The following is a 13152-nucleotide window of genomic DNA, read 5'->3' as shown; positions in this document are numbered from 1 at the left end:
CGGCTTGGTGGGCTTTTACGGCATGGCTGGCGATGCTGCGGCCCGCACCAGTGGTAGGATTCAGCCCGAAAAACGGAGAGCGGTACGTGACGAATCGGCGTGCCGTGCATAACAGAGCGATAGGAATCAGGACATCGAATGGCGCAACAAAAAACCAACCCAAAACTTGAGCAGGCGCTGACGCGCGGGGATCTTGCAATTCGCCAGGCCAACTCGGCGCGGGCGACTGCGTTGCTACGCGCGCTGGGCAAGATGATCATTGAGGCGTCCGCGACGATCGGTGTGGAGGCATTCACGCTGATTCCGGACGGCGACAAGATTTACGATCCCACCGATGGGCTTTGGCCGCAGGAGTTGCTGGTTTCGCTCGATGGTCCTGTCGAGGAAGCGGATCCGGATGAAGTTCGCACGGTGCGGTTGATTGCCGATGATCCTGCCACGGTGTTCAGGGTTGAATGGCAGCGTGCCGATGGGAAGATCGGCCGTCAGGATGGGGGGCCGTTTGCAACGGTGGCCTTTATTTCTGATGTGGATATTCCCTGGACGGATGATGAGGATTGAGGGTTGGGTTTTTGCCTGCCCGGCGGTTCTGGTTTTTTTTGGCGTTGCCTTGTTGGGGGCTGGTTCTGTTGTTGGGCTTTTGGCCTTTTGGCCTTTCCTTGATTTGTTAGTGGTCTATTAGCGTTGCCCCTGTGCGGGGCGGCACCTACTTCTCTTTGCCGGCCGCAAAGAGAAGTAGGCAAGAGAAAGCGGCTCAAACCGCTAATTCTTAAGCGGGTCCCCCGCGCAGCCACGGTAGTGGCGCATCTGGAATCTGTTCCCTCGCACATTCGGCGCCAGTGACAAGGCAGTCATACCTCCGGCGGCGCTGCGCGCGCCGATACCCTGTTCATAAAACCGGCCGCCGGATTTTTGCTTCCGCGGTTTGGTCCGTTCCCCGACTCGTCGTTGTATCGCTGTGACCAAGCTGCGGTTTGCTTCTCCCGTTTGCCCGGTTTCGTGATTCGCCGTTGCATCGCCGCCACCTGGATACCGTTCCGCTCTCGCATTTGCTTCGTCCCCGGCTCGCCGTTGCATCGCTGCCACTTGGGTGCCGTTTCGCTCTCGCGTTTGCCCCCGTTGCCTGACCCGTCGTCGCCCCGTTGCTGCAAGCATAACCGCGGCAGCGATCGCGATTGCGCTGCGAATGCAACGCACCGACATTCCGTTTGAAGTGGGTTTCGCCAATCAGAGTGGGAGCGTCTCGCCGAGGCGAAGCCGACGGCTCCCGCCACGCGAAGCGAAGCCGCTGGTTTCCCTGGCAGACCCGTCCGCGACGCACGCAGTGCGGAGCGGGAGCTGATGAGTCCTTTGTCAACGGCGCGGAGTGTGCGGGGACACGGATTCCAGATGCACCACTACCGTGGCTGTGCGGGGGACCCGCTTAAGAATTAGCGGTGTGAGCCGCTTTCTTTTGCCTACTTGTATATTCCCTTCTGTGACGCCGACCCGATCAGTTGTCGTCACAGGGACAGTCAGTTCGTCTGCCTACCGGGTTTCGAGCCCGCAGAAAAGCTTGAGCGACTATCCTTTTTCATCCTTCTAACCCGAACAGTTGACTGAGTCTTGAGCTCGTATTTTCCTGCAAGTATGGGTACCGTGATGAATCAATCTTCTTCCGTTTATATCGGCATCGACGTCAGCGGCAGCGCGCTCGATATTGCCATTCACGACACCACCGAACATTTCCGTGTCGACAATGAGCCGGTCGCTATCGAACAGCTGGTGCAACGTCTGATCGCGTTGAGCCCCACACTGATCGTCATGGAGGCCACCGGCAAGCTTGAACTCGCTGTGCTCAGGGCCCTCTGCGAGGCCGGCTTGCCCGCCGTCGCGGTCAATCCCCGGCAGGTACGCGACTTCGCCCGCGCAACCGGCTCGCGTGCCAAAACCGATCGCATCGACGCCTTCGCCATCGCCCATTTCGCCGCGGTCCTCAAGCCCGTCGTGCGCCCGCTCACCGATGTGCAGACCGAGCAGTTGCAGGCCCTGCTGCTGCGCCGTGCCCAGCTCATCGATATGCTCGTGGCCGAGAAAGCACGGCTTGAGCGCGCCCATGCCGCTGCACGGGACAGTCTGAACGAGCACATCAAATGGCTCAAGCAGCAGATCAAGCTCGCTGACAACGACATCGATTCATTCCTGCGCTCCTCGCCCGCGTGGCGTCAGAAGGAAGACCTGCTGCGCTCCGTGCCAGGCATCGGTCCCGGCGCCGCCGCGACGCTGATCGCCTTTATGCCGCAACTTGGCTCGCTGAACCGCCGGGAGATCGCTGCGCTCACCGGCGTCGCTCCCTTCAATAGCGACAGCGGCAGGCACATCGGCAAACGCCGCATTCAGGGTGGGCGCGCCGTCGTGCGGCGAGCGCTCTATATGGCCTGCGTGCCGGCGCTGCGTTTTAACCCGACCATCCGGACTTTCTATGACCGGCTGCGCAAGGCCGGCAAACCGTTCAAGGTTGCTATCACGGCCTGCATCCGCAAGCTCGTCGTCACGCTCAATGCGATGGTCCGTAACGCCACGCCCTGGAGTTCGCCGACTAACTGAGCTTCGTCACGCGTTGCCCTGATGGCGGGCAGTCCGGGCGCGATCATCCATCGTGCTGTCTGCGCTCGCCTGTGCATCGCTGACTACCGTGCCGGGCATCGGTCATCCGCCAGCTAGCCGTCGCTTGACTTCCAATACGGTTGCTTCTCTTTGCGGCCGGCAAAGAGAAGTAGGTGCCGCCCCGCACAGGGGCAACGCTAATAGACCGATAAGAAAGCAAGGAAAGGCCAAAAGACCACCAACAGACCAGACCACGAACCCCCAGCATGGCAACGCCAAAAAAACATCAGAACCGCCGGGCAGGCAAAATCCCACCCCCTTATTTCATCATCCTGCGCCGAAACAAAACCGCCGAAACAACAAACCCACCCACCGCGTAAGCCGCCAGCACGGCAACATGCAACACCACCCCATCAACCGACCGCCCCAGCATAGCCGGCCGAATCAGGTCTACAGCATGCGCCAAAGGCAGAACTTCAGTCACAGCCCGCGCCGCGGCAGGCAACTGCGAAACAGGAAAAAACACCCCGGACAACAGCAACATCGGCGTCAACACCAACGTCTGGTAAAACATAAAAAAGTCATACGACGGAGCAAGCGCCGTCACCACCATCGCGATACTCGCGAATGCCAACCCCGTCAGCACAATCACCGGCAACGCCAGCAACATCGACGGAAAATTCGCGTATCCCAACGCCCCGGCGACCAGCATGATCGCCGCGCCCGATAGCATCGACTTGCTGCCCGCCCACACCACCTCGCCGAGCACGATGTCGCCCAGCGTCAGCGGCGTATGCATGATCGCCTCCCACGTGCGCTGTACGTGCATGCGCGAAAAGCCCGAATACATCGACTCGAAACTGGCCGACATCATCACGCTCGACGCCACCGTGCCCGCGGCGAGAAACGCGATATACGACACGCCGTCGACATGGCCAACCATCAGTCCAAGCCCGAAACCCAGACCGAACAGATAGATCATCGGGTCGGCAAGATTGCCGAACATCGAGGCAATCGCGAGCTTCTTCCAGACCAGATAGTTGCGGCGCCATACCGCAATCCAGTTGACCGCGTTGGCAGGGAAAGCGGCGAAGGTTTCCTGTTCTGGCGGCGTCTCGCCATGCGGTTCGTAAGTGCGTGCGTCCATTGCGTGTCTCTTGCCGTGTCGTTATAGCGGTAGAAGGTTGTGAGCCGGGCCGGGGCCGCCAGGCGCCAAGCTGCGCGTCAATCCTGCATCTCGCGTCCGGTCAGCCGCAGGAATACATCTTCCAGATTCGCCGGACGATGCAGATAGCGCAGATCGGCACGCTGCTTGAGGCGGGCATGCACGGGCTGGGGATCGCTCACATAGCAGAACAGCGTCTCGCCACTGATCTCGGTGCGTTCCACAAACGGCGCCAGTTCATCGCGCAACGCCACCGGATCGGGGCCGAAGATTTCGATCACATCACAGCCGATCTCGGACGCGATCAACTCGCGCGGCGCGCCTTCGGCGATCTTGCGTCCTTCCTCGATCACGCACAGGCGATGACACAGCCGTTCGGCTTCTTCCATGAAGTGCGTGGTCAGCAGGATGGTCTTGCCGCGTACCAGCAGCGAACGCAGCCGTTCCCAGATCAGATGGCGCGCCTGCGGATCGAGGCCGGTGGTCGGCTCATCCATGATCAGCACGTCGGGATCGTTGACGAGCGCGCGCGCCAGCGTGAGGCGCCGCTTCATGCCGCCCGACAGTTCGCTCACGCGGGCATCCGCCTTGCTCTCGAGGCGGGCGAATTCAAGCAGCGACGGCACCATCGCGCGACATTGCGCGGCGCTCAAACCGAAGTAGCGGCCAAATACCAGCAGATTTTCGCGGACGGTGAAATCGGGATCGAGATTGTCGAACTGTGGGACGACCCCAACGCGCGCTCGCGCGATCCGCGCACGGCCGGGAATCGGCTCGCCGCACAGCCGAATCGTACCGGCGTCCGGTGCGGCAATGCCGAGCAGCATGCGCAACGTGGTGGTCTTGCCCGCGCCGTTCGGGCCGAGCAGGCCGAAACATTCGCCTGTGTTGACATGAAACGACAGTCCGTCGACGACCGTCTTTTCGCCGTAGCTTTTTTTGACCTGGTGGAACTCAATGGCGGCTTCAGACATGGATCGATCAAGGCTCCGGGAAAAGAGGCAAATAGCCGGTAAGGCCGCCCATTCTATGGCATCGGCAGCGAGGCGTTGGCGGCCGCAGGATGGGCCCGATGGTGTTTCTTGCGCTGCCGCATAGGGTCGCGGGCGCCCCGGATCGGGCCCGAATCCAGCACGCACCTGTTTAGGGCGCACTTAGCGTTTTCCATCCCTTGCAACCTGAATTGCGGCGCACCATGATTCATTTAGACCGCGTTCCTCGCGGGATGGGAGATAAATCATGGCGAGCTACCAAAAAATCCTGTTGTGCTACGACGGCTCGCGCGAAGGCCGCAAAGCGTTACGTTGCGGCGCCGATCTGGCGTTGGATCTGAAAGCGGAAACGCACTTGCTGTCGGTGGTCGACATGCGCTCGAGCATTGCGCAAAGCGCCGGCCTGCTGACCGATGTGGCCTGTGGCAGTTTCGAGAAAACGGCCCGCGACATCCTGCAGGAAGGCGTGGACTGGCTCACCGAACGCGGCGTGGCCGCGCAAGGGCATTTTGCGTTTGGCCATCCGATCGACGAGATCGCCAACCTCGCCAACGAACTGCATGTCGACCTCGTGGTGGTCGGCCATCGTTGCCGAACCGGTCTGTCACGATGGTGGATGGGCGCGGGAAATACCCCGCTGCTCGATCGGATCTCGTGCAGCATTCTGGTGGCGTGCTCTTCCGCGCAGGAGCAGCAGCAAGCAGAGGCGGCTTGAAGCAGGACGGGGTCAGGGCGTGGAGCCCGTGAATCTGGCTGAACGGGCCAAACAGGTCAAACGGGTCATATGGGCCGAGCGTTCGTTTGTTCAGGACGAGTGCATCGGCCAGATTGCGATTCGTTCCAGCTGGCCGCGTTCGCCAACTGCCCCTCCAGACGATCACTCGTTCAGATCGACCGCGGCCAGCTTCCAGATGAATAAACCTTCGCGTTGCAAGATCGCTGAGTAACGCGCATCGCCGGCACCATGCTGATAAGTGACGACGAACTCGTTGAAGCCGCGATAGCCCGCCGTGGTTTGCGGCGGTTGCGGTGGTGTCGCGTTGTTCTCGCTATGGGTTGGGCCGTTGGTTGTGCCGTTGCCCGTGTCGTTGCCCGTGCTACCGGCAACAGGCGGGGCTGGTTCCGGTGCAGGCCCTGGCGCGGCAGGTGGAACCGGCGGCCGTTCGCCCGGGTTGCCGCGCGGCGGCATGCCGTTCAGCAAGGCCGCCACGCCGTCGGGTGTCGCATAAGCGTCGACCAGTGGACCGATCAAGGCCACGCCGATCATGGCGCCAATCGCTGCGAACGGATTACCGTTGCCATGTCCGTCGAGCCTACGCGTGAGCAGGCCGGTGACCTGCTGTTTCAGGCTCTCGCGCAACGCGGGAAAATCGACGTATTTATTGACGGTTTGCGCATCACGTGCGTCCGCCGCGCGCTTGAGATTATTTAGCGCTATGTAGGGCGACGCATATCCGAACCCCAATGCGGCGATCACCACAATCACAATCAAAGTGACGATCAGCGGCCGGGTAGCGCTACGTTTCGTGCGAGTTGAAACTGCCATCGAGCGGGACTCTCTATCAGGTGTCATCTAACGTGGACCGCGGCCACGTAAAAACGATCCCATACGATGCAATATCCGGGAAGGCCGGGCGGCCGAGACTCTATGCCGGGCGTCGCAGGCTGCGGGGCACACGCCGGGCGTCGCATGCGGGCTATTGCATGTCGCGCGCGGCATCCCGTGCGCTGCATGGCGGCAGCCGGTTGCAGCCGGTTGCCGCCAACCCGCCGTGCAGCTTATGCCTCGAACACCGCGCCGTGCACGTTGGCTTCGTCGGCGATGCAACGATCGATCATGCGGCACACAGCGTCTACCGTGCCGACCATGATCAGCCGCGACGGCCCATGATAGACGCGCACCGGCGCACGGCGCGCGGGTTCAGCCGTATTCAGCCCGGAATTCAGTGACACGCGCGCAAAAGCCGGCAACGAGGACGGCAAACCTGCTCCTACGCCGGGCGCGTCGAACAGCGATAGCGATGGAGTGCCGGCCGGGGACGCCTCGATTAGCGAACAGGGCACCAGCTTGCGCAGATGGCGCAGACGACCGAACTGGCGAAAAGGCAGCAGGCGGGCAAGGCGTTCCATGAGTCTCTCCAGGCGATTCAACGTTGGGGCAGCTTTGGGTTGGCGCACGCGCAGGGCTTAGAACTCGCCCGGGCGGATCAGCCCGACGGCGATACCCTCGAGCGCGAATTCCGCACTGCCGGTTTCAACGAAGATGTTGTCGTAATCGGGGTTCTCGGCGATCAACTCGATGCCGTTCGGCCGGCGCTTCAGGCGCTTGACCGTTACGTCGTCGCCAAGGCGCGCGATGATGATCTGACCGTCTTTGGCTTCGCTTTTCTTCTGTACCGCGAGCAGGTCGCCGTCGAAGATGCCCGCGTCGCGCATGGACAGCCCGCGTACTTTCAGCAGGTAGTCCGGCTTGCTCGAGAACAGTGCCGGGTCGCACGCGTAATGCTGCGAGATATGTTCCTGCGCGAGGATCGGACTACCCGCCGCAACGCGGCCGATCAGTGGCAGCGACAGTTGCATGATGCTGGCGTGCGGCAGCGTGAACTGGTACGGCGAATCTTCGGCGCCCCCAAGCAGGCGAATGCCGCGCGATGCGCCGGCCGCCAGTTCGATCACACCCTTGCGAGCCAGCGCCCGCAAATGTTCTTCTGCCGAGTTGGCCGAGCTGAAACCCAGCTCGGCGGCGATTTCCGCCCGTGTGGGCGGGAAACCGGTGCGTTCGATGGCCCGGCGGATCAAATCGAAAACCTGCTGCTGACGTGCGGTAAGTTTGGTCATGGCGCCACTGTATGTATGAACAGGTGCCTGTATTTTTATACAGTATTCCGCGCAATTCAAGCTTTACTTTAAGTTCGTGCCCTGGGGTGGCGCTCCAGCGCCGCAAACGGACGTCATAACACCCGTTTTCGTGCCGCAACGCCTTATCCGGCCGTCATTACCACTTTTGCGTATTAAAGAATGAAGAAACATTATTTTTAATGATGAAAGCTCTTCGATAGACTTTCCTTCGAGTTGGGGCTCATGTGCACGTGACCGCGACGCAAAACAACACCACACGCTGTTTCAGCGGACCACCACGCGGAGAAAGTTGGCATGAACCATCAAGGCACGGGGCTGGCAGGCAAGACCAGAAAATTCATTGCGGCGCTCGCTTTCGGCGCAGTCGGCACGATTACCGCGGCCGGCGTCGTGACGCAGGCACATGCAGCGGACACGACGCTGCTGAACGTGTCGTACGACCCGACACGCGAGTTGTACCAGGACGTCAACCAGGCATTTGGCAAGGAATGGAAGGCGAAAACGGGCGAGACGATCACCTTCAAGCAGTCGCACGGCGGCTCGGGTGCGCAGGCGCGTTCGGTGCTGGACGGTTTGCAGGCGGACGTGGTGACGCTGGCGCTCGCCTACGACATCGACGCGTTGGCCAACAAGGGCTTGCTCGACAAGGGCTGGCAAAAGCGCCTGCCGGACAACGCGTCGCCGTACACGTCGACGATCGTGTTTCTGGTGCGCAAGGGCAACCCGAAGCACATCAAGGATTGGGACGATCTGATCAAGCCGGGCGTGTCGATCGTCACGCCGAATCCGAAGACTTCGGGCGGCGCGCGCTGGAACTATCTGGCTGCATGGGCCTATGCCGAACATCAGCCGGGCGGCAACGACCAGAAAGCGAAGGAATTCGTCGGCAAGCTCTATAAGAATGCCGGCGTGCTGGATTCGGGGGCGCGCGGCGCGACCACCAGCTTCGTGCAACGCGGCATCGGCGACGTGCTGATTGCGTGGGAAAACGAAGCCTTCCTTTCGTTGAAGGAATTCGGTCCGGACAAGTTTGAAATCGTCGTGCCGTCGGTGAGCATTCTGGCCGAGCCGCCGGTCGCGGTGGTGGACAAGGTGGTCGACAAGCACGGCACACGCAAGCTGGCCGAAGCGTATCTGAACTTCCTGTACAGCGAGCAGGGTCAGGAAATCGCGGCGAAGAACTTCTACCGTCCGCGTTCGAGCAAGGTGCCGGCCGAGCTGACCTCGAAGTTTCCGAAGCTGAAGCTGTACACGGTGGACGATTCGTTCGGCGGTTGGGCGAATGCACAGAAGACGCACTTTGCCGACGGCGGCGTGTTCGATTCGATTTACTCGCCGCAGTAAGGGGCACCCGGCACAACGACATGCGCGGTTGAACGCGTAGTGACACCTCGCCGGAAAGCGCGCCCGCAAGGCGCGCTTTCTGGCCAGCCAGGCGGCCGAAAAGAGCCGCCGGTTTCAACCCTGAAAGAGTACTGAGCATGACGACGTTGACCTTCCGAAAACCGAGCGCGTTGCCCGGTTTTGGCCTGACACTCGGCATCACGGTGGCTTATCTGAGCCTCGTGGTGCTGATTCCGCTTGCGGCGACCTTTCTCAAGACCGCGACGCTCGACTGGCCCCAGTTCGTGCGCGCGGTCACGTCGCCGCGCGTGCTCGCGTCGTATCGCCTGACGTTTTTCTCGGCCCTCGGCGGCGCGCTGATCAACGCGGTGTTCGGTTTTCTGGTCGCGTGGGTGCTGGTGCGCTATACCTTCCCGTTCAAGCGCATCGTCGATGCGGTGGTCGATCTGCCGTTTGCGTTGCCGACCTCCGTGGCCGGTATTTCGCTCGCGGCGGTGTACGCGGGCAACGGCTGGATCGGCCAGTTTCTCGAGCCGCTCGGCATCAAGATCGCTTTCACGCCGGCCGGTGTGCTGGTCGCGCTGACCTTCATCGGTTTGCCGTTCGTCGTGCGGACCGTGCAGCCGGTGCTCGAAGAGTTCGAGCGCGAGCAGGAAGAAGCGGCTGCCTGCCTTGGCGCCTCGCGCTGGCTGACGTTTCGCCGCGTCGTGCTGCCGGCCGTGTTCCCAGCCTTGCTGACAGGTTTCGCGCTGGCATTCGCGCGGGCGCTCGGCGAATACGGCTCGGTGATTTTCATCGCCGGTAATGTGCCGATGAAATCGGAAATCACGTCGCTGTTGATCATTACCAAGCTCGAACAATACGACTACGCCGGCGCGACCGCGCTGGCCGTGGTCATGCTGGTGGTGTCGTTCCTGATGCTGCTGTTCATCAACACCTTGCAATGGTATTTGCAGCGTCGCACAAGCCGTGGCGGCGCAGGTCCGGCACCCGCTGCTGCGAGCGTGGCGTTTGGCGGAGGTGTGCAATGAGCCGCAACTCCCTGAATGGCGCGGATGCCGCGGCTGTTGCCGTGGCGCCGCGCGCGCCCCTCAATCTCGCGCGCCGGCCCGATCCGGTCACCGAGTCGCCGGTTGTGCGCTGGATTCTGACCAGCGTCGCGTTACTGTTTCTTGCGCTGTTCCTGGTTGTACCGCTCGTCGCGGTCTTCTATCAGGCCCTGAACAAGGGTCTTGGCTTCTATCTGGAGTCCCTGGCCGATCCGGATGCGTTGTCGGCCATCAAGCTCACCGTGATTACGGCCGCGATCGCGGTGCCGCTGAATCTCGTGTTCGGTCTTGCCGCGTCCTGGTGTATCGCCAAGTTCGAGTTCCGCGGCAAGGCTCTGCTGACCACGCTGATCGATCTGCCGTTCTCGGTCTCGCCGGTGATTTCCGGGTTGATCTACGTGCTGATGTTCGGTGCGCAGGGCTGGTTCGGGCCGTGGTTGCAGGACCACAACGTGCAGATCATCTTCGCGGTGCCGGGCATCGTGCTGGCAACGATTTTCGTCACGTTCCCGTTCGTCGCGCGTGAGCTGATTCCGCTGATGCAGGCGCAAGGCAACGACGAGGAAGAGGCCGCGCACGTGCTCGGCGCGTCCGGATGGCAGATCTTCCGCCGGGTCACGCTGCCGAACGTCAAATGGGGTCTGCTGTACGGCGTGATTCTGTGTAATGCGCGCGCGATGGGCGAGTTCGGCGCGGTGTCGGTGGTGTCCGGCCACATTCGCGGCCAGACCGACACGATGCCGCTGCACGTCGAAATTCTTTATAACGAGTACAACTTCTCGGCCGCGTTCGCCGTGGCATCGGTGCTGGCCTTGCTGGCGCTCGTGACGCTCGGCCTGAAACTGCTCGCCGAGCGCCATATGTCGGCGGAATTGTCCGCCGCGCGCGACGTGCCGGCCTATGCCGGGCCGCTCGCGCCGAGCTCCGCTGCACCGTCCGTCAAGGCGGCCCGTCTGCCGAACAATGTAGTCAAGCACCCGCTCAAGCAAGGAGAGCTGTAATGGGTATCACCGTTCGTAACCTGCAAAAGCGCTTCGGCGATTTCGTCGCGCTCGATAACGTTTCGCTCGACTTTCCGCCGGGCGAACTGGTTGCGCTGCTCGGGCCTTCGGGTTGTGGCAAGACCACCTTGCTGCGTGTGATTGCCGGTCTCGAATACGCGGACGGCGGCCAGGTCGTGCTGCAGGGCCAGGATGTTGCGACGGTCGGCGCCCGCGAACGCGAAGTTGGCTTTGTGTTCCAGCATTACGCGCTGTTCCGTCATATGACGGTATTCGAGAACGTCGCGTTCGGATTGCGTGTGAAGCCCCGTAAGGAGCGGCCCTCGGAGGCGGTGATTCGCGAGAAGGTGCATGAACTGCTGAAGCTCGTGCAACTCGACTGGCTCGCGCAACGGTATCCGTCGGAATTGTCCGGTGGTCAGCGGCAGCGGATTGCGTTGGCGCGCGCGCTGGCGGTCGAACCGAAGGTCTTGCTGCTCGACGAACCGTTCGGCGCGCTGGATGCCAAGGTGCGCAAGGAATTGCGTAGCTGGTTGCGTCGTCTGCATGACGATCTGCATATCTCGACGATTTTCGTCACGCACGATCAGGAAGAAGCGCTCGAAGTGGCCGACCGGATCGTCGTGCTGAATCGCGGGCATGTGGAGCAGGTGGGCAGTCCGCAGGACGTGTACGACCATCCGCAAACCTCGTTCGTCTACGAGTTTCTCGGCGCGGCGAACCGTCTGCACGGCAATGTGGATGCGAGCGGCTTCGTGGTCGACGGCGCGGCGCTGCCGGTCACGATCAAGGCCGATTTCAGCGGGCCGGCATTCGCGTATGTGCGGCCGCACGATCTGCAGTTGTATCCTCAAGCGTCCGGCCATCGCGAAGGCATCGTGGTCGACGTGCGGCGCGTGGTGACGCTCGGCGGCTCGGTGCGGGTGGAACTGGCGGGTCGCGAAGGCAACCTGCTCGAGGCGGAACTCGACCGCGAATCGTGGCGCGATCTGCAACTGGCGATCGGCGACGGCGTGACCGCCGTGCCGCGCGCGTTGCGCGTATTTCCGGCGCAATAAGCGGCACTGCTGGCAGCACAACAAAACTCGGCGTTTCAATCAAACTCTAATAACTCAACTCTGGCTTAACCGGAGACATACAGATGAATTTTCAGCAATTGCGCTTTGTGCGCGAGGCCGTGCGTCAGAACATGAATCTGACCGAAGTGGCCAACGTGTTGTACACGTCGCAGTCGGGCGTATCGAAACAGATCAAGGATCTGGAAGACGAGCTCGGCGTGGATATCTTCATCCGGCGCGGCAAACGCCTCACGGGCCTCACCGAGCCGGGCAAGGCGGTGCATCAACTGATCGAGCGGATGCTGCTCGATGCGGAGAATCTGCGCCGCGTCGCGCGCCAGTATGCCGATCAGGACAGCGGCCACCTCGTCGTGGCAACCACCCACACGCAGGCGCGTTATGCGCTGCCGAAGGTGATTCGTCAATTCACCGAGGTGTTCCCGAAGGTGCATCTGGCGTTGCGCCAGGGCAGCCCGCAACAGATCGCCCAGATGATCATCAACGGCGAAGCGGACATCGGCATTTCGACCGAGGCGCTCGACCGTTTCCCGGATATCGTCACGTTCCCGTGCTATTCGTGGCATCACATCGTGGTGGTGCCGAAGGATCACCCGTTGGTGGGCCGCGAAAACCTGACGCTCGATGAGATCGCCGAATTCCCGATCGTCACGTACGACCAGGACTTCACGGGCCGCTCGCATATCGACCAGGCGTTTGCGAAAGCGGGTGCGTTGCCGGACGTCGTGCTGACCGCCATCGATGCCGACGTGATCAAGACTTACGTCGAACTCGGCATGGGCATCGGCGTGGTCGCGGCCATGGCCTACGATCCGAAGCGCGACACGGAACTGGTCGCGCTGGATACGCAGCATCTGTTCGAGGCGAGCACCACGCGGGTCGGCTTGCGCAAGGGCGCGTTCCTGCGCGCGTATGCATACCGGCTGATCGAAATGTTCGCGCCGCAACTGAACGAAGCGGAAATCGCCGCACAATTGCGCGAAGCGGTTTGAGGCGAGGGCGCAAGCCGTTGCGCTCCAGGCGAACGGGCATCCGTTTTTTTTGACGCATGGCGGCGCGCGGCACATCGCTTACAATCGC

13 protein-coding genes are annotated in these 13152 nt (G+C 61.8%); 8 read left to right on the top strand and 5 right to left on the bottom strand.

The window, feature by feature from the left end; translation table 11 throughout:
• The first annotated feature begins 138 nt into the window (after positions 1-138).
• Together GH665_RS11580 and GH665_RS11575 are read left to right on the top strand one after the other, a co-directional pair.
• Positions 139-561 carry a hypothetical protein gene (locus GH665_RS11580; RefSeq protein WP_153135970.1) on the top strand — a complete coding sequence of 141 codons (423 nt, stop codon included), beginning with the start codon at positions 139-141 and terminating at the stop codon, positions 559-561.
• A gap of 1080 nt (positions 562-1641) precedes the next feature.
• Positions 1642-2586, top strand: coding sequence for an IS110 family RNA-guided transposase (locus GH665_RS11575; RefSeq protein WP_174771713.1), 945 nt, complete (start codon positions 1642-1644; stop codon positions 2584-2586).
• 319 nt (positions 2587-2905) lie between these two features.
• Here GH665_RS11575 and GH665_RS11570 read toward each other — a convergent pair whose 3' ends face one another.
• Complete coding sequence (locus GH665_RS11570) at positions 2906-3733, bottom strand: ABC transporter permease (protein ID WP_153135969.1); 828 nt, start codon at positions 3731-3733, stop codon at positions 2906-2908.
• Between the two features lie 77 nt (positions 3734-3810).
• Positions 3811-4725 carry a nodulation factor ABC transporter ATP-binding protein NodI gene (gene nodI / locus GH665_RS11565; RefSeq protein WP_153135968.1) on the bottom strand — a complete coding sequence of 305 codons (915 nt, stop codon included), beginning with the start codon at positions 4723-4725 and terminating at the stop codon, positions 3811-3813.
• A gap of 265 nt (positions 4726-4990) precedes the next feature.
• Here nodI and GH665_RS11560 point away from each other — a divergent pair, with 265 nt between their 5' ends.
• Positions 4991-5458, top strand: coding sequence for a universal stress protein (locus tag GH665_RS11560; RefSeq protein ID WP_153135967.1), 468 nt, complete (start codon positions 4991-4993; stop codon positions 5456-5458).
• Positions 5459-5620: 162 nt separating this feature from the next.
• Here GH665_RS11560 and GH665_RS11555 read toward each other — a convergent pair whose 3' ends face one another.
• From GH665_RS11555 to lexA, 3 genes are all read right to left on the bottom strand, one after another.
• The gene (locus GH665_RS11555) at positions 5621-6289 is read right to left on the bottom strand and encodes a DUF2939 domain-containing protein (RefSeq protein ID WP_153135966.1); all 669 of its coding nucleotides are present in this window, start codon (positions 6287-6289) and stop codon (positions 5621-5623) included.
• Between the two features lie 233 nt (positions 6290-6522).
• A complete protein-coding gene (locus GH665_RS11550) occupies positions 6523-6873 on the bottom strand; it encodes a hypothetical protein (RefSeq protein ID WP_153135965.1) in 351 nt (116 codons plus the stop codon).
• Between the two features lie 57 nt (positions 6874-6930).
• Positions 6931-7581: a transcriptional repressor LexA gene (gene lexA / locus GH665_RS11545; protein WP_028196696.1), complete on the bottom strand. Its 651-nt coding sequence runs from the start codon at positions 7579-7581 to the stop codon at positions 6931-6933.
• Positions 7582-7896: 315 nt separating this feature from the next.
• Between lexA and GH665_RS11540 the strand changes: the two genes are divergently transcribed.
• From GH665_RS11540 to GH665_RS11520, 5 genes are all read left to right on the top strand, one after another.
• A complete protein-coding gene (locus tag GH665_RS11540) occupies positions 7897-8946 on the top strand; it encodes a sulfate ABC transporter substrate-binding protein (RefSeq protein ID WP_153135964.1) in 1050 nt (349 codons plus the stop codon).
• 137 nt (positions 8947-9083) lie between these two features.
• Entirely contained in the window at positions 9084-9977 is an 894-nt protein-coding gene (cysT, locus tag GH665_RS11535; RefSeq protein ID WP_153135963.1) for a sulfate ABC transporter permease subunit CysT, read from the top strand.
• A complete protein-coding gene (cysW, locus tag GH665_RS11530; protein WP_153135962.1) occupies positions 9974-10996 on the top strand; it encodes a sulfate ABC transporter permease subunit CysW in 1023 nt (340 codons plus the stop codon). Before cysT ends, cysW begins: the two co-directional genes overlap by 4 nt.
• Positions 10996-12054, top strand: coding sequence for a sulfate/molybdate ABC transporter ATP-binding protein (locus tag GH665_RS11525; protein WP_153135961.1), 1059 nt, complete (start codon positions 10996-10998; stop codon positions 12052-12054). Before cysW ends, GH665_RS11525 begins: the two co-directional genes overlap by 1 nt.
• A gap of 83 nt (positions 12055-12137) precedes the next feature.
• On the top strand, positions 12138-13064 hold the full coding sequence (locus GH665_RS11520; RefSeq protein WP_028196691.1) for a CysB family HTH-type transcriptional regulator: 927 nt from the start codon (positions 12138-12140) through the stop codon (positions 13062-13064).
• Positions 13065-13152: the final 88 nt, after the last annotated feature.

It is taken from the genome of Paraburkholderia agricolaris (genome assembly GCF_009455635.1).
Taxonomy (GTDB): Bacteria; Pseudomonadota; Gammaproteobacteria; order Burkholderiales; family Burkholderiaceae; genus Paraburkholderia; species Paraburkholderia agricolaris.
Note: the sequence above shows the minus strand (reverse complement) of the source record. Positions and strands in the feature narration are given on the sequence as shown.